Here is a 22,383-nt window from a genome sequence, read left to right as displayed (position 1 = left end):
GGGTTGCTTCGAATACAGCGATGCGGCCCGGAAGTTCACGGGCCGCATCGGTATTCGCAGAAGGTCAGTCGATCGAGATGACATCCTTGGCGATTGCTGCCACGCGCGTCTGTCCTGCGGACACGACTCCGTGGCGGTTCTTGTGTGCCTCTTCGTACGCCACGACGGTGCGAACGTCGGTCGGGTTCGTAAGGTCCTTGATGGCGGCAACGGCGTCCGAGACGTTCAGGTCGTCGTAGTCCGCGATCGGCAGCTCGTCGGCGTCCAGGGTTCCGCTGGCCGACCGTGCGGTGTGGATCGCGTCGGCGACGGTGTCGACTCCCTCGCTACGAGTGACGTCCTCGGCTGCCTCGAGTGCTGCATCGCGGCTCGCCGTCAGCGTCTTGACTGCCACGTCACCGGCGTGAGCTCCGCGGCCCAGCAGAGCGGCGAGGCGATCCGGGGTGGCTCGGGCTGCGTCCAGTGCGCGGTCGAGACCGCGTGCCGACCAGGTTGCCGGAGCATTGACGATCTTGACTGCGGTGCCCGTGGCGGCCTGGAACGGAGTGCGGCGCAGCGCTGCGGGTCCGCCGAGTGCGTCTTCGGCGAGCACGGTTTCGAGCCACTCCACCGTTGCGCTGTGCGCTGTGGCCAGCCGGGTCGCCAACGCGACGACGGTGGGCTCGTTCGCTGCCGTGGCCAGTGCCTTGATGTACTTGGCGCGGCCCAGCAGCTGCTGCTCGAGTGCGAGATCGCCCAGCAGGGCCTCGTCGAACGGCTGCGCCTGCTCCGCGACCGTCTTGACGGCGGCGAGTGTGCGCCCCAGGAACGGTGCGACCAGTTCGGGCAGTCCGCCGAGTCCGCGGATTGCTTCTTCGATGGCTGCCGCGCGCTCACGGCCGTTCGCGGCGTTCTGAGTCAACTCCCTGCGTACCGCCTCGGTGCGCGCCTGAACGACGCGAGTTTCCGCGATCTGGACTTCGGTGTTCGTCAACTGCAGTGCAATACGCAACTGCGCGATCAACGTGGATGTGCTCATGGTGCTCCCCTTTCGGTTCGGTGGTCGTTTGCTCTGGCCGATGCCTGTGGGTCACAGCGTGATGCTCGACCCTTACACAGCGTTACCCGTCGGTAGGTTTGGTCAAACTGATGTATCCGATGTGTGAACATCGACACGTACCCCTCGGTCTCGACCCGGGCGCGTGGACTCCGCCGGTTTCGATCGGCTGCCGAGTGGACATCCGACATCGATGAACACCGAGCTGTACACAGCAACTGTCTCTGCCACCGCGACGGGAGTCACCTCCGACGACGGGGTTCTGTCCCTCGGTGTGCGAGAACCGAAGCAACTCGGAGGGCCGGGGGAGCACACAAACCCCGAGCAACTGATGGCTGCCGCTCTGTCGAGCTGCCTGGTCGAGTCTCTGCGTATCGCGCTCGGAACCGTCGGCGGTAGCGTCGACGACCTCGCAGTGAAGGGCACCGTCGTACTCACCGACTCGGATGCATCCGGCTACGACGCCACGTTCGCCCTCGCAGTATCTCTTCCCGGCACCGACGATCCCGAAGCGGTACTGGCGCAGGCAACCTCGATCTGCCCGTTTCTCAAGGTCATCGATGGTGTGGACATCACCCTTGAATGACACCGTTGCGGTCGGCGCGTTACTCGGTGCTCGCGCGAGATGACCTCGATACGCACGCGGGCCACGCGCGCAGTCGGCGCGATCAAAGCCGGGTTCGCCCGCGAGGACACCACCTTGATCGCGGGCGGCTTGACCTTCTACGCCGTCATCGCTGTGGTGCCGCTACTGCTGCTGACCATCCGCGCCTGCACCCTGCTGGTGTCGGCGGACTGGGTACGCGGCGGGTTCGACGCCATGTCGGCGTTGTTGCCCGACGCCCTGGGTGCTCGCGCGGCGGTGGATGGATTGGCCACGGCCGGAGTCGAACTCGGCCCGATCGGTGTCCTGGTCGCCATCTTTCCCGCGACGTTCTACGGGGAGGGCCTGCGCCGGGCCATCGTGCGGTTCGCACCGACACGAGAGTCGTTCACCGGTTGGCGGGGTCGACTGGCGATGGTCCCGTTCTTCGCCGCCGCACCGGTCTTGCTGGCCGGAGTCCTCTGCGTCGCGCGGCTGCTCGACGCGTCGACCGGCGGCGGCGGAATCGGTGCCATGACGCTGCGCGTGTTCCTCGGCTTCAACTGCCTGTGGGTGATCCTGTCGGTCCCCCTGGCATGGACCTATCGCGTGATCGCGCCACGCGCGGTGAACTGGCGGGCGTTGATCGTCGGATCACTCGTCACCTCGTCCATCGTCACCGGATTCGTACACGGATTCATCTTGTTCCTGGCGATACCGGTGGACCTGGGTGCGCCGTTCGGAGGCCTCACCGCGATCGGCGGCGGGGTCGCAATCATGTTGTGGATGTTCGTGTTCCATGTACTGGCACTCGCCGGCTGGCTGGTCACCGCCGAATTCGATCGGCTCGACGATGCAACCCGAACATCAACTGGGTGAACCCGACGGCCGCGAGCGCGCACGTCACCGACATCCCGATGGTCGCCGACGTCCCCGCAGCAGCAGGCGCTGCCCCGGCGACCGTCGCCGTGACCGCAGCCGCGATCACCCGCGAGGGACGCTCCCATATCGTCAGGAAGCCGACGTCCTCGATGCCGGAACCCACCGCGCGGGCACGGGCCATCTCGTGCAGCAACGTCACCACGCCGACCGCGACGACGAGCGGCATCGGGGCACCCAGAGCGAGACCGCTCGCCAACAGCAGCAGGTCGCTGCAGCGATCGGCGACGGTGTCGAGCAGGTACCCCCACTGAGATTGGGAACGGCCGATCATCGCGACCCCGCCGTCGATGCCGTCCAGCAGGCCGGAGATCACGATGAGCAGCGCCGCGATCAACGGTGCGGAGGTACCGGGTCGCGACAGCGCCACTGCAGCCCCTGCCACGACCACGGCGGTGAGGGTGACGGCGTGGGCGGAGACGGACGCGCGAACCAGCGGCGCGCTCAGCGAATAGACCACGCGAAGCCAACCCGAGACCAACGCGGACGAGGAAGGATCGATGCCGTTGTGCAGTGTCGACCACGTCGACAGATACTCGTCGCGAGTCGCCGGCCGTGCCGACGTTCCGTGCTGCTGCGACGTACTGCGCTGATTGACCATCGAGAACCCTTGCTCGCCACTGACTGAGAGGAACTCGACGAGCAGGTGACCGGCTGTTGCGCGTCGAGACTTCGAAGCGGAGTACCCGCCCACGGCGTTCTCAATCCGCACCTCGGCGGACTCGTCAGTCGTTCTCGGAATTGCTCGCTCTGCGGCGCGCTTTCAGTCGCGAGATCTTGATGCCCACGGCTGCGAGCACGATGAGCCATCCCGAGATCAGTACTCCGCCACCGACGAACGCCGCACGGCGCAGTGGGTGTTCATCGGCGTACACGTAACCGACTGTGCCCCAGATCAATGCAATGAGAGCGATGATCGCCATCATCCAGAGCATCGAATACAGCGTTCTGTTCATCGTCCACCCGACCTTGCTGTTCCGTCGTCCCCGACGACCGCCGATACATATTCTTCCATCAGTCGCTGCCGCGCCGTATTCGACGTCACCAGGACAGATCCGGTTGATGCTCACCGGTCGAGATCCCGAACTCGACGGCTGTGCGGTGCGTGTGCCCGAAGAGATCCTCGGCCACGTCGAGCGGATCACGACCGAGTGCATCGGCCCACCGCGCCGCACGCGCCCGCGAACGCGAACTGCGACACTCGACGACGCCGCTGCCGCCGACGTCCACGGTCATACGATCGGCACCGGTTGCCAGCATGCGGCGCAGAGAGTGCTCACCGAACAGTACGAGTCCGCGCACGTGCACGACAATATGGCTGCGGCCGGTGTCGCCGGGCCGACCCGAACGAATGCGCGGGTCGACGTCACCCCACTGCTCTCGCAACGACGCTGCGTCGGGACCGTCGATCCACACCGCGCAGTCATGTTGGCGCAGAACCGATCCGACGGTGGACAGCAGTGACGCCGAGCTGTGCCCGGTTGCATCGACGATCACGATCGTCTCGGGCACGGCATAGACGAGACCGTGGGTACGAGCGGCCGGGTCGGTGATGCGGGAAGACAGCATCAGCGCTTCGAGGTTCTTGCGTTCCCGATCCCCGCCCGTACGCTCGGCCCATTCGGGTCCGTCGTGCCAGGCGACGGCGGCAGGCAGGTGCGCCAGGACGGCACCGGCGTCGTACGCGCGATGCGCGAAGTCCCAGTCCTCTCCGCCGTATCCGACGAAGGTCTCGTCGAATCCACCGATGTCGGAAAACAATTCACGGCTGCACGACATCACGGCGCTGATGACGAATCGGTACGAACGTCGATCGGCATCGAGCAAGTCGCGTGAGCGCGAGTACCCGTCCCGAAGCCACCCCGGCTCCGACAGTTCCGGCGGTCCGTGCGAACCTCCGCCGAACCACCCGGCCACGTCCTCGGCGGTCCAGCCCGTCAGATCGGCGTGGCGTCGCCGACCCACGGTGAGCGCATCGGGAACTGCCCCGGTCAGCCGCACCGACTCCGCGATGTACTCGGGTTCGGGGACCGTATCCGCGTCCAGAAAACACAGAATCTCCCCGTCGGCGACCGATGCACCGAGATTGCGCGCCGCCGCTGCACGGAAGCCGCGGTCCTCCTGTCGAACGACGGTGATGTCGAGAGCGGGCAGGAAGATATCGACGTCCGGCGCGTCGGGCGACCCGTCGTCGGCGACGATCACCTGGAGCAGGGTGGCCGGATAGCTCTGCAACGTCAGCGCAGTGAGTACGAACTCCAGCTGACGCTGCTGACGAAAGTATGGAATCACCACGGACACTCGCGGGTTGCGATCGACAGACGGGGCGAGATCCCACCGATTGCCCGGTACCACCCACCGGCCGTCGGGCAGCTCCTTGGCCGCTTTCGCACGCTGTTCGTCGAACAATGCGCGGTACAGCACGGCCGCCTGCTCGAGCGTGGGGTAGGCGACCACGTCGTGCTGCTGCCATGTCATGTCGGGATGGCGTAGAGCCTCTGCCATCGCAGCGGCGAGGCCCTCGATCGAATTGTCGTGAATCCACAGGGCCCCGGGGGAGTTGGTCTCCATCTCCTCCACGTACCGACCCCGCGGGACGAGTGGTCGACGGCCTGCCGCGATCCAGGAATTGATCGAACCCGATGCCGACACATGTCGATGGAACGCAACGGGAATGGCGACCGACCGCAGGATCTCGTCGAGCTCGGCGTCGGGAACGAAACCGGTCGAGGTGAACGATCGGCCGAGTTGCTCTGCAGCAGAAACGAGTTCGTCGATCATGGATTCGTGTCCCGGTGACGCGGAACCGATGGAGAGAACGTCGACGTCGGCGTCCAGCGACGTCATGGCGCCGAGTACCTCCTCGTGCCCCTTGCCCGGATAGACGAACCCGAGTACGCCGACGACCTTTCGCGGGGCGACGCCGTCCGCTGTCCGCTCCGCCGCGCGTCCGATCGGGAGCGGGATGACCCGAACGTCGTGCCTGCGATCCAGGATGTCCTCGAGCAGTAGTCGCTCGTGCATGCTGGAGACCACCACGATTGCCGCGCAGTCGATCACCCGTCGGTAGCAGTCCTTCCGCGCCTCGAATGCGTGGCCGTCGGATGCCTGCGGCACATCGTGGACCGTGACGGTGATGGGCGCTCGATGGCGTTCGGCGAGCGCGGCGAATCCGTCTGCGGCCTCGGTTGCGTTACGTCCGAACAGCCGGTCGGTGAAGTGCACGTGGAGTGCCGTGTCGGAGGGAGGATGCTCGAGGTCGGAGATCACCGGACTGCCTGTTGCGGAGGCCAATTCGCGGGCGCAGCGGACGACCCCGTGCTCGTTCGGTCCCACCACCAGATGATGTACCGGTCCGGTCACGGTGCCAGCTCCAGGGTTCGGATCAGCTCGGCGTGTCGTTCGAGGGCCGCGCCGACGAATTCGGGACGAGCTGCGTACCACTGCAGGTGAGCGCGGTGAACGGAATCCGGCGTCAGGTCGGAGCCGTCGACCGACCAGTTCGGTCGTGGATCGCCGTGCAGGCCGAGCGCATTCAGCACTCGACCCTCGACGGGCGCGCGAACACCTCCGAGCAGCTCCCGCCCTGGATCCCGGACCGTACTACCGGTGTTCAGGTGGTCGAGTACTCGCTGAGCCAGGCCGGTGAGCACCACGTTGGTCGCATGGTTGATCGTGTGCGTGGCATGGCGGCCCGCGTCTCGAAACAGATCGGACGCAACGATATCGGTGTCTCGGTCCTCGCGTCGACGCAACTCGTCGAGACTGGCATCGGCTGCCCGACGTAGACCGTCCTCCGAGACCGGAACGTCCCAGTCCGCGTCGCTGCCGAGGCCGCGATGGACCGCGAGGATCGTGCGCAAGTCGTGATAGGGCACCATGTTCGGAACTGCAGCCGGGGCACTGGGGTGGCGAACGATGACCTGGAAGGGGTGCAACCCCGAATATCGGAGCACCGGCCAACGCACCACGGTGGCGTCGGGCGGTAGCGCGTCGACCAGATCGGGCACGCCCAGGGGCAGCGACCGATAGCCGGCTCGAACCGGTTGGGTGAGCAGCACCGACGCCTGCCGCACGAGTCGGTCGACGTGGGACAGATCGGAGGATTCGAGTTCGTGCACCGGTGGAATGCGGACGGTCCGCATCGGCATGGCCGGATCGGAGGCAAGGAGGATGCGCAGCGCCTCGGCCTGGCAATTTCCCCAGACGAGGAGTAGCGGTCCGTCGTGCTGGGAGCGACTCGGCTCGCTCGATATGCCGTAGAAGTCGCCGTAGTGGCGGGTGCGCCCGTCCATGCTTGCCCCGACGTCGTGTGCTCGTTCGTGTTGGACCATTCTCTCGTCAACGTAGACCCGGGGGACGGGCTTCGCCAACCCCGATTGAACCTGGGTGCAACTGGGTACTGGCTACGTATCGCGTGTCGGGAACAGGCACGATCCACCTGCCCGACCCCGAAGGAATTCATGATCCGCGTTGCATCGGTTCCGTCCTCGCACGCCTATGTCCGACACCTGCAGCGCGTCGTCGGCGACTCCGCACACGCGGCGTCGGCCGAACCGTCGGTGATCGTGCTGCCCGATCCGGCCCCTGTTCGAATGGACGTACCCAACCAGTGGTGGCCGCCACGGTTGCTCGATGCTCGGTGGCTAGCCGAACAGACTGACGTGGACTTCGACGTGCTGCACGTGCATTTCGGGTTCGAGTCCTTTTCCCCGGACGAGCTCACCCGTACCGTCGACCATCTACGCGCCCACCGGCAGCCGTTGGTCCTGACGGTCCACGACCTGCACAATCCCCATTTCGCGGACAACGCCGATCACCTCCGGCAGTTGGACGTACTGGTTCGCGCGGCCGCCGCCGTCATCACCCTCACCGCGGGTGCTGCTGCTCGGATTCACGATCGGTGGGGCGTCGAGGCAACGGTGGTCGAGCATCCGCACGTCGTGCCGCTCGAGCGGATGGCACTCCCGCGCCCGGTGTCGGATTCGTTCGTCATCGGTGTCCACGCCAAGAATCTGAGGTCCAACATCGACGCGTTGGCAGTGATGGACGCTGTGGTCGAGGCCGCTCGGGCGCTACCCGACGCAACGGTGAGACTGGACATCGACGAGGACGTCTTCGAGCACTCCAGCCACTGGTACAACCCGACGGTCGGCGCGAAGCTGCTGGACTACAACAGCTTTCCCGACGTCGACGTACGCGTGCACCGACGTTTCGACGACGACGCGCTCTGGGACTATCTGTCGTCGATCGATGTCTCGGTGCTGCCGTATCGATTCGGAACACACTCGGGCTGGCTCGAGGCCTGCCGCGACCTCGGTACCGCCGTCGTCGCATCCGACTGCGGCTTCTACGCAGATCAGGCGCGGGTGCACAGCTTCCGGATGGGCATCGACTCGTTCGATCCCGCCTCGCTCGTCTCTGCCGTGCGGGCATCGCACGCAGAACGCGTTCCGGCAGTCGATTCCGGAACCAGATCAGAACAACGTCAACGAATCGCAGCAACTCATGCGGCGATCTATTCAGCAGTGATCAAGGAGATGCGTTGAACGAGAACCCACTTCGCATCGCGGTGCTGGCGTCATCGAGTTTTCCGGTGGCACAGCCTTTCGCGGGCGGCCTGGAGGCACATGTCTACAACCTGGTGCGTGCGCTCACCGAGCGCGGGCATCAGGTGAGTCTGTTCGCTGCGGACGGGTCGAGCGTCGACCTGGATGCGACCCTGCTACCGGTGCGGACGTTGGATCTGACGCCGATCTCCATCGCCGACGTCGCGATCACACCCACCGCGATTCGTGAGCATCATGCGTATCTGGCGGTGATGCTCGAACTCGCCGGAACACTGTCTCGGTCCTTCGACATCGTGCACAACCACAGCCTGCACTACCTGCCGCTGGCGATGTCGGCGACGCTGTCGGTACCGATGGTGACGACACTGCACACACCGCCGTTCGCGTGGCTGGAGTCCGCAGTTGCGCTGGCCCCTCCCGGTGCCAACACGTTTGCCGCGGTCAGCGAGTTCGCCGCCTCGCAGTGGGCCGATGTCACCGCCGGGACCGTCGTCATTCGCAACGGAATCTCCCTGGCGGACTGGCCGTTCGGTACCGGCGGAGACTACGTGGTGTGGTCGGGTCGGGTGGTCCCCGAGAAAGGGGTGCACCTGGCCATTGCGGCTGCGAAGGAAGCAGGCCGCTCGCTGCGTATCGCCGGACCGCTGAGCAATCTCGAGTATTTTCACGAGTTCGTCGAGCCGATGCTCGACGAGAACATCCGCTACGTCGGTCACCTCGATCAGCCCGCTTTGGCGGCGTTGGTGGCCGGTGCCGAGGTAGCGCTCGTCTCACCGGTCTGGTCCGAGCCGTACGGCCTGGTGGTGGCGGAAGCACTCGCCTGCGGCACTCCGGTCGCCGCGTTCGCACGAGGCGGCATACCGGAGATCGTCGATGCATCGTCGGGAGTGCTGGTAGCGGCCGACGACGTACACGGCCTCGCGGCGGCGATCCCCGCGGCGGCAGCGCTGAGAAGGTCGGACGTCCGGGCGCGCGCGGAGCAGGTGTGCTCGATGGATCGGATGGTGGACGAGTACGAGGCGCTGTACCACTCGACACTGGCTGCGGCTGCGGACAAGCTCGACGACCGGCTCGCGATCGCATGATCGGGTATTACGCGCACCACCACGGGGTCGGTCACATCACCCGTTCCGATGCCATCGCGCGGTCGATGGCAGAGCCGATGACGGTGCTGTCCTCGCGCGCTCGACCGGCAGCGCATGCGGCGGCCGAGTGGATCTCGCTTCCGCTCGACGTCGACGATTCCGTCGAAAGTGATGCCGCGGAGGACAGTTCGGCCGGAGGGGTGCTGCACTGGGCACCTCACGACGTGGACGGTCTGACCGAGCGGATGGCGATCATCGCGGAGTGGGTGGCGCGCGAGCGGCCGCGAGCGGTGGTGGTCGACGTATCGGTGGAAGTGGCGATGTTCTTGCGACTGATGGGTGTTCGGGTGATCGTGATGGCAATACCCGGGGAGCGGGACGATCCGATTCACGACCTCGCCTATCGCGCGGCGACCCACATCGTCGCGCCGTGGTCACGCGAGGTCTACGACCCGACCTGGCTGCGTCCCTTCGCGGAGAAGACCACCTATGCCGGCTCGATCAGTCGATTCGCCGAGCGCGAGCGAGTCACTGCCCATGCCGATCCGACGGTGGTGGTTCTGGGTGCCGCCGGTGGCACGGAGCTGACCCGAGACCTTGTTGACTCGTGGTCGGCGGTGGACGCCCGATTCGAGTTCCGCGCACTCGGCGTGGCAGGGGGCGACTGGGTGGACGACGTGTGGCCGGTGTTGTGTTCGGCAGCACTCGTCGTCACGCACGCCGGCCAGAACGCCGTCGCCGACGTCGCCGCCTCGGGCGTGCCCGCCATCGTCGTGCCGCAGGCTCGACCCTTCGAAGAACAGTCGGCCACCGGACGGGCCCTGGCCCACGGGTCGGTCGCCGAGGTGCTCGACACGTGGCCGTCCGTCGCGCGGTGGCACGCAGCGGCGAACCGCGCTCTCGACATCGGTGGCGGTCGGTGGTCGGCATTGCGTACCGTGGGTGCACCTGCCCGCGCCGCCAGGGCGATCGAGCAGGCCGCACCTCGCGCGGTGCGACAGTGAAGACCGTCGTCGTCACCGTGGTGTCCGGACGACACGAGCACTTGGCCGCGCAGATGCGTGGTCTGGGTACATCGACAGCAGAGCAGGTCGAGCACGTCGTCGTGTCCATGGGCGACAACATGATTGCCGACCTGCTCGACCGAACCGGTTCGCCCGCCATCTATCTCGAGATGCCTGCGCAGCATCCGCTGCCGCTGGCGGGTGCTCGCAATCTGGGTGCGGCCGCGGCAATCGATCGCGGCGCGGAGTTGCTGGTGTTCCTGGACGTGGACTGCATCCCCGGTCCGGAGACGATCGAGCGATACCGGCGTGCGGCAACACTGCCCGGCAACGAGCGATCGCTGCTCTGTGGTCCGGTGACCTACCTGAAAGAGAAGGACATCGGTGCCGAGGGTGAGGTCCTGAACTCTCTGACCGCGCCGCATCCGGCGCGGCCGAACCCACCGGTCGACACCGTCGAGCACGGAGACAACTTCGACCTGTTCTGGTCACTGTCCTTCGCGGTCGGGGCGGCGACCTGGGCCGAACTCGGCGGCTTCTGCGAGGACTACACCGGCTACGGCGGTGAGGACACCGATTTCGCAGCGACCGCGGAGGCGTCGGGCATCGGGTTGCGGTGGGTCGGCGGGGCGCACGCCTACCACCAGTTCCATCCGGTCTCCGATCCTCCGGTGGAACATCTCGACGACATCGTCACCAACGCGCGCACGTTCTTCGATCGATGGGGTCGGTGGCCGATGATCGGCTGGCTCGACGCCTTCGCCGCACGCGGCCTCGTCGAGTTCGACGGCTCCCGGATTCGCCGCACGGCCGACCGATTCGTTTAGGCTGGGTCCAAATTCGGCCGAATGGAGTCTGGACGTGCCTACGCCTTCTCACCCGTTGCTGTCGCTCGGATTTCTCACGATCGGGCTCTTCGACGAGTCCGATCCAGCACGCGGCCACGAATCGACGCTGAACATCATCGAACTCGGCGAGCAGCTCGGCTTCGACAGTGCATGGCTTCGGCACCGCCACCTGCAGTTCGGAATATCGTCGCCCATCGCAGTCATGGCTGCGGCGTCGCAGCGGACCCACCGGATAGCGCTCGGTACAGCAGTGACGCCACTGGGTTGGGAGAACCCACTGCGACTGGCAGAGGACCTGGCGACGGTCGACGTGTTATCCGGTGGGCGGATCAATCCCGGAGTCAGTGTGGGACAACCGATGCAGTTCGACCGGGTCAAGCATTCGCTCTATCCCGACACCGCGGATACCGAGGATTTCGGGTACGAACGGGTCTCGAGGCTGCTCGGGTTCGTCGCCGGGGAGCCGGCGTCGACGTGGTCGGGGACCGAGGGCATCGAGTCGTATTCCGCTCGCGTGCAGCCGCATTCACCCGGTCTGCGTGGTCGGATGTGGTACGGGGGAGCGAGCCTGCGGTCGGCGCAGTGGGCCGGTGAGAACGAGATGAATCTTCTGGTCAGCAGCGTGGTGCGCGCCGAGGAGTCGACCGATTTCGACGACATCCAGCTCTCCCACATCCGGCGCTTTCGTCGGTTTCACCCGGCCGGGAACGATGCGAGGGTCTCGCAAGGGTTGGTGGTGATCCCGACCGACAGTGCGAGCCCGTCGCAGACGGCCAAGTACGAGGAGTACGCGCGTGAGCGATCGGCACGCACGCTCGAGCCACAGGGTCCGGCTCGGATGATGTTCGCGCCCGACCTCGTCGGGACTTCGGACGTGATCGCCGAGAAGTTGTACGCCAACAAGTCTTTTCGTGAGGTGGACGAGGTGGCGTTCGCACTGCCGTTCAGCTTCGACCACGAGGACTACGTGCAGATTCTGACCGACATGGCACACACGCTCGGGCCCGCACTCGGATGGGCACCTGCACAGCAGTGAGGGCGATCGGGTCGGTGCCCGATCGCCCTCACTCATGTATGGCTAGCCGCCGGTGATAGGTGAGTTGAAGGCACACGGGATCGACTTCGTGGGGAAGCCCTTCGGATCCAGTGCGTTCTTCACGATGCCGATCGCTCGAGGCGAGACCGAGATCGACAGGTGATCGGACAGATCGATGCCGCAGCCGTCCTGCAACGTGACGTTGTTGACCGTGGCACCGGGACCCGCGGTGAGGAACGTCGTCTTGTAGGGGGTCACCACCTCGTCGTACTTGGTACCGATCACGGTGTACTTGATGCCGGGGTCGGTGTCGCCGCCCACTGCCAATCCCTTGACCAGAGCGGAATCGATGACCTGGTCCGAGGCGGCGGGTCCGGCGATGGCACCGACGACGCCGAGCACGTTCAGACCCAGGTTGTTGATCGTGCGACCGAGCGTGCCGATTCCGACGAGAGTGGTGCCGTGGTTGGACCCGGCGACGCTCACGACGGTGTTCACCTTGTTCTTGGTCGGATCGGCGGGGTTGGCACCACCCTCGAAGCGAAGGTACTGGCGGGTGACGAGTCCGCCCTGGGAATGGCCGACGATATCGACCTGCGCAGAACCGGTCGCGGTACGCACGGCGTCGATGTACGTGGCGATCTCCTTCGCGCTGGATGCAACGGATGCGGTACCGCGCAGTGACGGGAGGTTGCCGACGATGCTCGGGTCGCTGTCACCGTAGTTCAGCGCGAAGATGCAGTAGCCCTCCTTCTTGAGCGCAGGCGACATCCGCGCGAAGTTGTTGTAGGCGTTCTCCCAGGTGCCGTGCAGCAGCACCACCGGACGCGGATGCGCCGCCGACGGCTTGCAGTTCCAGTCGTTGGCACCCTGAGGTGCGACATTGGGATTGACGATGCTGTAGAGGAATCCGGCCAGGAAGTTCTTCTGTTCCGGTCCGTAACCCGTGGTCTCGGTCCGTGGGTCGTAGGTGACGGTCGCGGGAGCGGCCGATTGGATGTTCGGCTGGGCGATACCCTGGTCGGCTGCCTTCGGTGATGCCTCGGTCGGGCCGGGTGGAACGACAGTGGCACCCTGCACGGTGGCAGGCGGGGCAGGCGGGGCAGGTGCGGGCGCGGGCTGTGCCTGTGCTGCGACACCGGCACCGAGGGTGAGTGAGCACGCCATTGCCGCGATCATCGCAGCGCGCACCGTCGCTGCCTTCCGCGTTGCGCGGAGGGTGGACCGAGAAGTGGTCATGGAGCCTGACTTTCGACGAGGGTTGATGGACAAGGCGGAACAGTAGGTGCGGATTCGGGTCGTATGCGCCCTCCTGCCGGGCGTTTGGAATCTGGCCGCAACCGACGCGTCATCTGTGAGAAATCGTCACAATTGAGCTCCGGGGGACGAATCTGGATGGACTGCCGGATATATTCGGTAAAACAATCCACAGGTTTGATTTTTGTTCTACTGTTCGTGTGTCTGCCGCCCGGTCTCGCTGGATGTGGCTGCACGCGCGACGGTGAGACCGAGCGATCCGTCAGGGAGCCGGTCGGACGGTGAAGCGAACCCGAAGAGGGTGTCGAGTTTCGAGGGGTGGGGTCTTCGGTGACGGCAGCAGAGAGCGTGCACGTGTCGCAAGAGGCGTACGTCAGCGGGCGGCGGGCCTCCGACCGTCTGCGGACGCCGAGAGAGACAGCCGCGCGCATGTTGGATCAGTACTTCGGTGAACCCGAGGACACACCACCACCGCGCGAGTGTGCCCGCGGTGAGCTCGACGACATGACGACGACCTGCTGCGAACTGGCGACCGGTGTCCTCGAATCCGGTCGGCTACCGATACCCGGTGCCATGGACGTCTTTCGCGACGCGGCAACCCGATGGGCCCGAGACGGTGTACCGCTCGGCCGGATCCAACATGCCATCAACGAGGGCTGCGCACTCGCGGTGCGACAGGCGTCCCGTTCGGTCGACGAGGACGCGGGCGATCGGCTGGTCGAGGGAACCGTCCTGGTCATGGAACTGTTGGACGTCGTCACCGCGGCGGTGTCCGACGCCTACCTGGTCGAATTTCGGACGCTGACCCAGAACGGTCCCCGTCACGACGTGGAACTGCTCGACGCGCTGCTGACCGGCGACGGCACGGCTCGTAAGATCGCCGACCGGATGGGTACGCTGCTTGCCGAGGATTATCACGTTGTCGCCCTGCACATTCCGGCGCACGCCGAAGAGGGTGGCCGACGGATCGACGCGGCGATGACGGCGGCTCGAAAGCTGCGAAGAATGCACTCGGCGCTGGCGACGTTCGACGCGGAGTACCTGCCCATCGCCTCGATCAGCCCCACCGGCGGAACCGTCCTGCTGCCCGATGTTCCCGGTGTCGACATCGGCGAACTCGTCGATCGTCTCGCCGACGCGGGTCAGGTGGTGATGACCGCGACGACCGGGTCGGCCGCGGTCGACGACATCGCCACGACCGCGCCCCACCTGTACGAACTGCTCGGTCTGGTGCGTCGACTCGGATACGCACCCGGGACGTACCGGATGTCGGATCTCGTGTTCGAGTACCAGGTGAGCAGGCCGGGCCTGGGTCGCAAACATCTCGTGACACTGATCGATCCGCTGCGCGATTCCGTCGATCTGTTGCCGACGCTGCAAGCGTTCGTCGACTCGGACTCCAACCGAAAGAAGACGGCCACCTGGCTGACGGTCCATCCCAACACCGTCGACTACCGCTTGAAGAGGGTGGAGCAGCTCACCGGGCTCGATCCGATGAAGCCGTCCGGACTGCGAAGACTGCATGCCGCGCTGATCGCCGACCGCCTCGAGGCCCGCCGCGTTCCGGTGGACGAGCGATCACTGTGACTGCGCCGGACGGCGCGGTGCTGGCAGCATCGGCGGCGCTCGATTCGGTGGAGTCCGTCGCTGCTCTGTTTCAGCCCGTCGTCGAACTCGCCACCGGTACCGTCGTGGGATACGAGGCCCTGGCCAGGTGGCCGTCTCCGAGCCTGGCCGTTCCCGAAGACGTCTTCGCGCTGGCCCGAGAGCGTGGGATGGTGGGTCGCGTCGATGTGGCGTGTCGCGCCGCCGCGTTGCGGGCAGCACGCGAGTGCGCGTATTCGCGTCGGGTGCGCTTCTTTCTCAACATCGAGCCGGGTTGTTTCGCCGACGAACGTGACGTCGCCACCCACCTCGATGCGATCGGTGACGATCTCGACGTCGTACTCGAGATCACCGAGCGAGACCTCGACCGAAACGTCCCGTTGCTGATGGCCCTGGTTCGAGGAGCCCGCGCTCGCGGCATGTCGGTGGCCATGGACGACGTGGGTGCCACGCCCGCGACGTTGGAACTGCTGGCCGCCGTCGCGCCGGACATCGTCAAACTCGACGCGTCGATCATCCGATCTCCGTATCGGTCGCGTGCCGCGGTGCGGCAGGTGCGCGCGTACGTCCGCACGAGCGATGCAGTCCTACTGGCCGAAGGAATCGAAACCCACAGGCATCTGCGTCGTGCCAAGTCTCTGGGAGCAACCCTCGGTCAGGGTTGGTTGTTCGGCCGTCCATTGCCGTTGCCGAATCCGCCGATCTGATCGGTGGCCTGCAACGAGGAAACCCCGCACCTGCGACGGCCGAGGCCTGGGTGCGGGGTTTCGATACGACCGATGGAGACGATCAGTTCGTGAACTTGTCCTTGATGTTGCCTGCAGCGTCCGAGACGTCGTCGCCGACCTGCTTGGTCTTGCCCGACGCCTGATCCTTTGCGCCTTCGGCAGCAAGATCGTCGTTGTCGGTCTTGTGGCCGATCTTTTCCTTGGCTTCGCCCACGAGCTCTTCTGCCTTGTGCTTTGCCTTGTCGATGAAATCAGCCATGAGAACTCCTCGAAATCGATTGTCTTCGTCCGTTCGGTGAGAGCTATACCCGCGATCGGAGTCGGTAATCATGCACAGCGCGTCCGGGTTGTGCCGGGCCGATTCGGGTAAGCGCGCTCCATGGATCAACACAACGACGCCGAGTCGGCCTCCGAGACGCCCTCGCCCGAACACCAGCGCCCGAGCGGCGTGGACGACGCGACAGTGGCCGCGGTGGGAAAGCTCTCCGAGGCCCTCGAATGTGTCGAGCGCGCTCGTGGGCATCTCTACTCGTTTCACCAGCTGATGGGGCACGCGGATCTGCTGCTCGGCGACGCGGTCGATGCACTTGCCGATGCAGGCCACACCACTGCATCCGAGCGGATCGACACGGACATGGTCGGTCGTAACATCGCACCGGGGCGGTGGACCTTTCAGCTCGTCGAAGAATTCGACGACGGATATTGGGGCCCGTTGCGCGAACACGATCGTGCGGTGCGAAACGAGTTGATGGACGGGCGTCGCCACGTCTTCGAGGCCGAGATGAAGGAGAAGCGTCGAACCCAAGGCCGCAGCGGGCACGAGGCCAGGCCGACCGACTGACCCGTCGAAACGACGAACACCGACCTCGCCGGGTCACGGCGAGATCGGTGTTCGGATGGACGGTATCTAGCCTGCTTGCTTCGCCGCGTCGACCTCGCTGGTCGCGTTGGCGGTGGAGAGCTGACCACCGGAATTCTCCAGGTGTGCCCGCACGAACCAGTGGAAGAGTTCGAGCTGCGCGCTCTGACCGATCAGCATGTCCTCGGTCACCGGGTCGATCTCGCCGACCTCTTCGATGTTCTTGCGAGTGGTCTCGATGACCCCGGTGTACACCAGGTCGAGTGCACCGAGGTGCTCGATGGCCGTCGCGCGACCGATCGAGTAGTCGTCCCAGCTGCGCTCGGAGACGATGGTGCCCGGTGTGCCCTTGGCCGAGGAGCCGAGGGTCGCGATGCGCTCGGCGACGTCGTCCGCGAAACCGCGAACTGCTTCGACCTGAGGATCGAGCATCTCGTGTACCGAGATGAAGTTGGGTCCGACGACATTCCAGTGAATGTGCTTGAGAGTCAGATGGAGATCGTTGTAGGCGTTCAGTCGATCCTGAAGGATCGCGGCGACGCGCGCGCCCACTTCCGAGGTGAGTCCGGGAACGGTGTACGAGTTCTTTTCAGCCATGCGCGTTGTTTGCCCCGTCCACTCGGAACACAAACATGCCCCGCCGAATCGAATTCGGCGGGGCATGTGTGGTGAGCGGTCAGGACTTGTCGAGTCTCGGCGAGTCCGTGCCCGACGTTCCGGTCGACGAGGTGCCGGCCGAGGAGGTTCCGTTCGTCGGATCGACGATCGGGCTGTCGGCAGCGACCTGGTCGATCGCGTCTGCCGTGTCTTCGTCGGGAGGATTCTTCAGGCTCAGGATGATCGAGCCTGCCAGGACCACGATGATGACCACCAGGCTGACCAGAGACGGGATCTCGGGGATCGATGTGCTGATCACCTTGTGTCCGGCCTGCAGGATCAGCTTGACGCCGATGAAGGCGAGGATGATCGCCAGTCCCTTGGACAGGTAGTGGAACTTCTCGAGCAACCCTGCGAGCAGGAAGTACAGGGCGCGGAGGCCGAGGATGGCGAACGCGTTCGAGGAGTAGACGATGAACGGGTCGTCGGTCACCGCGAGGACGGCAGGAACGCTGTCCACGGCGAAGACCAGGTCGGCGGCTTCGATCGCCACCACGACGGCGAGAAGTGGTGTGGCCACCCGCTTGCCGGCTTCCTTGACGAAGAACTTGGTTCCTTCGTATTCGTCGCGGACAGGAATGATCTTGCGAAGCAGGCGAACTGCGATCGAGGTACTCGGGTCGTACGAGTCGTCCTCGTCCTTCATCAGCTTGTAGGCGCTGTAGAGCAGGATCGCTGCGAAGACGAACAGAACGGCAGCGAACTTGCTGACGATGGCCACACCTGCGGCCAGGAAGATCGCGCGGAAGACGAGGGCACCGATCACACCGAAGAACAGCACCCGGTGCTGGTACTCACGGGGAACCTTGAAGTAGCCGAAGATCAGCGCGAAGACGAAGAGGTTGTCGACGGACAGACTCTTCTCGAGCAACCAGGCCGTCGTGTACTCGACGCCGGCCGTGGTTCCCAACGTGAAGAACACCACGATGCCGAAGATGATCGCCACGCCGACCCACAGTGCGCTCCACCATGCGGCTTCCTTGAAGCCGATGATGTGCGCACCGCGGTGCGCCAACAGGTCGATGGCCAACAGGATGAGGACGACGGCACCGAATGCCGCCCATGCCCACCACGGGACGACGTTCATGAACGGCCACCTCTATTCGTGAATTTGCTGCCGAGTTGCTTCAACTTCGCCTGATTCTCGGGCTTGGTTGCGTACCGACGTGCTTGATCGATCATCTTCTTGCCCTGTGGGCTGCGAGCGAACGATGTCAATTTCTGTGTCAACGACGCCATCTGTCACACGCTCCTTTTCGTTCTCGTCTGTCTTCGTCCTACCGGTGTTCCGGCCGTGCGTTCGGGCCTCTGCGGAAAACGCTCGGTCATTCCGCGACTACTCCAGTGTGACTGTTCGCTTTCCTGCAGGCATGGTCGTTTTGCGGACACGTTTCGACCGATTTGGTTGCCTGGTTACGGCAATGCGAGCAGTCTGTACCCGTTACGACGGCGAGCGAACCTCGGGCCAGTCGAGCAGCTTCGCTCCGAGTACCGCCGTGTGCAGCGCGAATGCCTCGACGGGGTTGCCCACATTCTGCCCGGTCAAATCCTTTATTCGAGACAATCTGTAGGTCACTGCCCGCACCGACAGATGCATCCGGCGTGCGGTGGATGCTGTGTTCGCGCCGGTGTCGAAGTACACCTGCAACGTCTCCAACAGGGGACCCGCCCCGCCTCGCGCGCCCAGCAACGGTGTCAACAACGTGTCGACCAGATCGGCGATCGCCGCACGGTCACTGATCAGGACGCGGTAGACGAGCAGATCACGCGCATCGATCACGGATGCGTCGAACCCGAGCGAGGCGGCGAGATCGAGCGCGTCGAGGGCTTCCCGATACGACGCGGCGACACCGACCGCCCCGCTGCGTGGGCGGCCGATCCCGATCTGCGTCCGGCCGTATTCCCCTTTGCGCCGGAGGTCGACCGATTCGCTCGACGCCGAGTTTGACGTACCGAGGGCGCGTCCGACCCGGTCGAGGACGTGGTCGACGGCGTCGAGGTCGGGTGCCGGGAACACCAGAATCAACCGGTCCTGCTTGGTGGCCACGAGCAATTCGGCGTCTCCCTTGCTGCCCTGCACGCTGCGCTCGACGAGGGTGATGGCAGAGCTGGCGTCGGTGAACGGCTTGGTCGACGTCACCACGGCCACCACGTGCGGGCTCGACAGGTCGAGGCCGAACGTCTGCGCGCGCCCGAGGACCCCGGCGACATCGGAGGTGCCCGAGAGCAGATCGTCGACGAATTCACGGCGGGCGAGTACTTCGGCTCGCACGAGAGTGCGCCGGGCGAGCTGAAATCCCTCGGCCAGTTCGGCCACCGCGTCGTCGACCGCGCGCAGCATGACCTCGCCTGCGGTGACGACTCCGGCCGGGTCGTCCGCGGCGGCGACGACAGCGGGTAGTTCCCGCCACAGCCGCCACGCAGAGGTCAGGTACAGGTCCAGCAACGCCCGCAGTGCGACGCCTGCGCGGGCAGCAGCATCACCCTGCGCTCGAAACTCCTGCAGCTGCCCGCGGTTCAGTGGGACGCCGGCATCGACGGCGTCGGCGAGAACGTCGAGGAAGCTGCCCAGTAGAGCGACGTCGAGTCCGCCTGCGTCCGAGGCGGCCTGCGCAGCGACCGAATCGAGCGGTAGCGCATCGCGCTGTGTGGCCATCTGTTCTCGTGTCTCCCATCCGACTCGAGGCCAATGGTAGGCATCGAGGCTGCGGCGAAGAAACGGACCGGTGTGGGAATCGACCGATTCCACCGCGTGTTCGGCGTGCGAGAGGCGGTATCGGGGAGCACAATCAGCCGATCCGCACCGTTCGTCTCCACGTTGGGAGTGCCGGCCATGACATCGTCGAACAGACCTGCATCGAGTCTGCGATCTCAACTTCTTCGCAGGAAGCCGATCGTGGATCCGGACCAGCAGAGCAGTGGCGGGCTGGAACGGACCATCGGCACCTTCCAACTGACGATGTTCGGCGTCGGTGCCACCATCGGTACCGGCATCTTCTTCGTGCTCTCGCTCGCGGTCCCCGAAGCCGGTCCCGCGGTGGTGCTCTCGTTCCTGGCCGCGGGTGTGGCGGCCGGTCTCGCAGCCATCTGTTACGCCGAAATGGCCTCGGCGGTACCGGTTTCCGGCTCGACCTACTCGTACGCGTATGTGACGATGGGCGAGGTTGTCGCGATGGGCGTCGCCGCCTGTCTGTTGCTCGAGTACGGAGTGTCCAGCGCTGCCGTCGCCGTCGGGTGGAGCGGGTACCTCAACGAGCTGTTGAACAACCTCTTCGGCTTCACCATCCCGCACGCGCTGTCGGCTGCGCCGGGTGACGCCGACCCCGGCATCATGAATCTGCCTGCAGTCGTGCTGATCGTGCTGTGCGCCGTTCTGCTCATTCGTGGCGCGAGCGAGTCGGCGGCGGTCAACGCAGTCATGGTCGTCATCAAACTCGGTGTGCTGGCTCTGTTCGCGATCGTCGGATTCACCGCCTTCGACTCCGGCAACTTCTCGGACTTCATGCCCCTGGGCGCAGCAGGGGTGACGGCGGCCGCGGGCACGATCTTCTTCTCGTTCATCGGACTCGACGCGGTGTCCACTGCGGGCGACGAGGTGAAGGACCCTCAGAAGACCATGCCGCGGGCCATCGTTGCGGCGCTGATCGTCGTCATCGTCTTCTACCTCGTCGTGGCCGTGGCCGCCCTGGGGACGCAGCCGTGGACCGACTTCGCCGGCCAGGAGGAAGCCGGGCTGGCGGAAATCCTGCGCAACGTCACCGGGCAAGCCTGGCCGGCAACGATTCTGGCTGCAGGTGCGGTCATCTCGATCTTCTCGGTGACGCTGGTGACGATGTACGGGCAGACTCGCATCCTGTTCGCGATGGGCCGAGACGGCATGTTGCCCAAAGCTTTCGCCAAGGTCAGCCCCCGCACGCACACGCCGGTCAACAACACGATCGTCGTCGCCGTCGTGATTTCGATCCTCGCCGCGTTCATTCCGCTCGACAAGCTGGCGGACCTGGTGTCGATCGGCACCCTCGTCGCATTCATCGTCGTATCCATCGGGGTGATCGTGCTGCGCCGTTCGATGCCCGATCTCGAACGGCCGTTCAAGGTTCCGGGATACCCGGTCACTCCGGTGCTGTCGGTCCTCGCCTGCCTGTACATCCTGTCCGGACTGCACTGGACCACGTGGTTCTGGTTCGGGCTCTGGCTCGCGGTGGTGTTGGCGTTCTACTGGTTCTGGGGTCGGCACCACTCGACGCTGCGCGGAGCAGAGCAGGACCTGCGATGAGTGTCCTGATCGCATTCGCGCCGGGGAAAGGGAGCGTCGGTGCCCTCGATCTCGGTGCCCAGCTCGCTCGGTCGCTCGGCACCGACATCGATGTGGCGACGGTGGTGCCCAAACCGTGGTCGACTCCGTCGATGGCACGGGTGGATGCGGAGTTCGCCGACTGGGCCGCGACGACGGCAGCCGAGTCGGAGGCGAAAGCGCGCCACTACCTCGAAGACCGGGCACCCGACATCACTGCATCGTTCCACCGATTCGCACACCGCTCGGTCTCGACGGCATTGACCGAGGCGGCCGAGAGCATCTCGGCCTCGATACTGGTTCTCGGCTCCTCGGGCGACGGCGCTCTCGGGCAGGTGGTCGTCGGGTCGACGGCAGACAAGCTTCTGCACTCGTCCCCGGTGACCGTGGCGCTCGCTCCCCGCGGCTATCGGATGCGCGAACGCGCCACACTGACCCGGATCACGTGCGCGTTCTCCGGCGACAGCGAGGCGTCGCGCGTCGTGGGTCCGACCGCCGAACTCGCCCGAGACGCGGGTATTCCGCTCCGCTTGGCGTCGTTCGTCGTTCGGGGAGCGACGATGTATCCGCCCGAGGTCGGCCTACGCGTCGAGGACGACGTTGCCGCAGAACTCGCCGTCGGGTTGACCGAGGCACTGACCGCGGCGATGGACGACGCAGTCGCGGTTGGGCTTTCGGCCGAGCAGGTCACGACCGAACTGGCCATGGCCGGCAGTTGGCGCGAGGCCCTCGACGAGGTTCACTGGCAGGACGGCGAAGTACTGACCATCGGATCGTCCGGGCCGCTGGGGCCGATCGCTCGCGTGTTCCTCGGTTCGCGCGCCACCAAGATCATCCGCCATTCGCCGGTGCCGATCCTGGTGTTGCCGAAACGGTGAGGCG

At 65.4% G+C, this 22,383-nt stretch carries 22 protein-coding genes; 12 read left to right on the top strand and 10 right to left on the bottom strand.

The window, feature by feature from the left end; translation table 11 throughout:
* Positions 1-64: 64 nt before the first annotated feature.
* Positions 65-1,018 (bottom strand): hypothetical protein, encoded by a 954-nt coding sequence (locus NY08_RS09730; RefSeq protein WP_045196076.1) that lies wholly within the window; start codon positions 1,016-1,018, stop codon positions 65-67.
* Between the two features lie 211 nt (positions 1,019-1,229).
* On the opposite strand from NY08_RS09730, the gene NY08_RS09725 reads away from it, so the two are divergent.
* Together NY08_RS09725 and NY08_RS09720 are read left to right on the top strand one after the other, a co-directional pair.
* Positions 1,230-1,622, top strand: a complete 393-nt coding sequence (locus tag NY08_RS09725; protein WP_032398274.1) for an OsmC family protein — start codon at positions 1,230-1,232, stop codon at positions 1,620-1,622.
* Positions 1,623-1,661: 39 nt separating this feature from the next.
* Positions 1,662-2,498 (top strand): YihY/virulence factor BrkB family protein, encoded by an 837-nt coding sequence (locus tag NY08_RS09720; RefSeq protein WP_052683740.1) that lies wholly within the window; start codon positions 1,662-1,664, stop codon positions 2,496-2,498.
* Here the strand turns inward: NY08_RS09720 and NY08_RS09715 are convergent.
* The 4 genes from NY08_RS09715 to NY08_RS09700 form a co-directional block, all read right to left on the bottom strand.
* Entirely contained in the window at positions 2,446-3,270 is an 825-nt protein-coding gene (locus NY08_RS09715; protein WP_052050219.1) for a CDP-alcohol phosphatidyltransferase family protein, read from the bottom strand. The genes NY08_RS09720 and NY08_RS09715 overlap by 53 nt on opposite strands.
* 13 nt (positions 3,271-3,283) lie before the next feature.
* On the bottom strand, positions 3,284-3,514 hold the full coding sequence (locus NY08_RS09710; protein ID WP_230596994.1) for a hypothetical protein: 231 nt from the start codon (positions 3,512-3,514) through the stop codon (positions 3,284-3,286).
* A gap of 85 nt (positions 3,515-3,599) precedes the next feature.
* Positions 3,600-5,921: a glycosyltransferase gene (locus NY08_RS26410; protein ID WP_235387150.1), complete on the bottom strand. Its 2,322-nt coding sequence runs from the start codon at positions 5,919-5,921 to the stop codon at positions 3,600-3,602.
* Positions 5,918-6,853, bottom strand: a complete 936-nt coding sequence (locus tag NY08_RS09700) for a WcbI family polysaccharide biosynthesis putative acetyltransferase (protein WP_045196074.1) — start codon at positions 6,851-6,853, stop codon at positions 5,918-5,920. Before NY08_RS09700 ends, NY08_RS26410 begins: the two co-directional genes overlap by 4 nt.
* A gap of 168 nt (positions 6,854-7,021) precedes the next feature.
* Between NY08_RS09700 and NY08_RS09695 the strand changes: the two genes are divergently transcribed.
* The 5 genes from NY08_RS09695 to NY08_RS09675 are packed head-to-tail and all read left to right on the top strand — an operon-like array spanning position 7,022 to position 12,101.
* Positions 7,022-8,107, top strand: a complete 1,086-nt coding sequence (locus tag NY08_RS09695) for a glycosyltransferase (protein ID WP_045200077.1) — start codon at positions 7,022-7,024, stop codon at positions 8,105-8,107.
* The gene (locus NY08_RS09690) at positions 8,104-9,213 is read left to right on the top strand and encodes a glycosyltransferase (protein WP_032397620.1); all 1,110 of its coding nucleotides are present in this window, start codon (positions 8,104-8,106) and stop codon (positions 9,211-9,213) included. The genes NY08_RS09695 and NY08_RS09690 overlap by 4 nt, the downstream gene beginning before the upstream one ends.
* Positions 9,210-10,217, top strand: a complete 1,008-nt coding sequence (locus NY08_RS09685) for a glycosyltransferase (RefSeq protein ID WP_045196072.1) — start codon at positions 9,210-9,212, stop codon at positions 10,215-10,217. The genes NY08_RS09690 and NY08_RS09685 overlap by 4 nt, the downstream gene beginning before the upstream one ends.
* On the top strand, positions 10,214-11,044 hold the full coding sequence (locus NY08_RS09680) for a glycosyltransferase family 2 protein (protein WP_144407333.1): 831 nt from the start codon (positions 10,214-10,216) through the stop codon (positions 11,042-11,044). The genes NY08_RS09685 and NY08_RS09680 overlap by 4 nt, the downstream gene beginning before the upstream one ends.
* Before the next feature lie 34 nt (positions 11,045-11,078).
* A complete protein-coding gene (locus NY08_RS09675; RefSeq protein ID WP_045196070.1) occupies positions 11,079-12,101 on the top strand; it encodes an LLM class flavin-dependent oxidoreductase in 1,023 nt (340 codons plus the stop codon).
* Between the two features lie 42 nt (positions 12,102-12,143).
* Here NY08_RS09675 and NY08_RS09670 read toward each other — a convergent pair whose 3' ends face one another.
* Positions 12,144-13,340: an esterase/lipase family protein gene (locus NY08_RS09670; protein ID WP_045196069.1), complete on the bottom strand. Its 1,197-nt coding sequence runs from the start codon at positions 13,338-13,340 to the stop codon at positions 12,144-12,146.
* A 348-nt stretch (positions 13,341-13,688) separates the two neighbouring features.
* Between NY08_RS09670 and NY08_RS09665 the strand changes: the two genes are divergently transcribed.
* Complete coding sequence (locus NY08_RS09665; protein ID WP_045196067.1) at positions 13,689-14,945, top strand: PucR family transcriptional regulator; 1,257 nt, start codon at positions 13,689-13,691, stop codon at positions 14,943-14,945.
* Positions 14,942-15,670: an EAL domain-containing protein gene (locus NY08_RS09660; protein ID WP_094629377.1), complete on the top strand. Its 729-nt coding sequence runs from the start codon at positions 14,942-14,944 to the stop codon at positions 15,668-15,670. The genes NY08_RS09665 and NY08_RS09660 overlap by 4 nt, the downstream gene beginning before the upstream one ends.
* An 82-nt stretch (positions 15,671-15,752) precedes the next feature.
* Here NY08_RS09660 and NY08_RS09655 read toward each other — a convergent pair whose 3' ends face one another.
* Entirely contained in the window at positions 15,753-15,950 is a 198-nt protein-coding gene (locus tag NY08_RS09655) for a CsbD family protein (protein WP_027496220.1), read from the bottom strand.
* A 120-nt stretch (positions 15,951-16,070) separates the two neighbouring features.
* On the opposite strand from NY08_RS09655, the gene NY08_RS09650 reads away from it, so the two are divergent.
* The gene (locus NY08_RS09650) at positions 16,071-16,532 is read left to right on the top strand and encodes a hypothetical protein (RefSeq protein WP_045196065.1); all 462 of its coding nucleotides are present in this window, start codon (positions 16,071-16,073) and stop codon (positions 16,530-16,532) included.
* A gap of 66 nt (positions 16,533-16,598) precedes the next feature.
* Here the strand turns inward: NY08_RS09650 and NY08_RS09645 are convergent, their stop codons facing one another.
* The 3 genes from NY08_RS09645 to NY08_RS09635 all read right to left on the bottom strand — a co-directional run bounded on the left by NY08_RS09645 (position 16,599) and on the right by NY08_RS09635 (position 19,863).
* Positions 16,599-17,147: a Dps family protein gene (locus NY08_RS09645; RefSeq protein WP_032397614.1), complete on the bottom strand. Its 549-nt coding sequence runs from the start codon at positions 17,145-17,147 to the stop codon at positions 16,599-16,601.
* A 79-nt stretch (positions 17,148-17,226) separates the two neighbouring features.
* Entirely contained in the window at positions 17,227-18,294 is a 1,068-nt protein-coding gene (locus tag NY08_RS09640) for a TerC family protein (RefSeq protein ID WP_045196063.1), read from the bottom strand.
* 354 nt (positions 18,295-18,648) lie between these two features.
* On the bottom strand, positions 18,649-19,863 hold the full coding sequence (locus NY08_RS09635) for a PucR family transcriptional regulator (protein WP_045200073.1): 1,215 nt from the start codon (positions 19,861-19,863) through the stop codon (positions 18,649-18,651).
* 177 nt (positions 19,864-20,040) lie between these two features.
* On the opposite strand from NY08_RS09635, the gene NY08_RS09630 reads away from it, so the two are divergent.
* The gene (locus tag NY08_RS09630) at positions 20,041-21,483 is read left to right on the top strand and encodes an amino acid permease (RefSeq protein ID WP_032398266.1); all 1,443 of its coding nucleotides are present in this window, start codon (positions 20,041-20,043) and stop codon (positions 21,481-21,483) included.
* A complete protein-coding gene (locus NY08_RS09625; protein WP_032397612.1) occupies positions 21,480-22,379 on the top strand; it encodes a universal stress protein in 900 nt (299 codons plus the stop codon). Before NY08_RS09630 ends, NY08_RS09625 begins: the two co-directional genes overlap by 4 nt.
* Positions 22,380-22,383 lie beyond the last annotated feature (4 nt).

The organism is Rhodococcus sp. B7740 (assembly GCF_000954115.1).
Lineage (GTDB): Bacteria > Actinomycetota > Actinomycetes > Mycobacteriales > Mycobacteriaceae > Rhodococcoides.
This window is presented reverse-complemented; position numbering and strand designations above follow the sequence as displayed.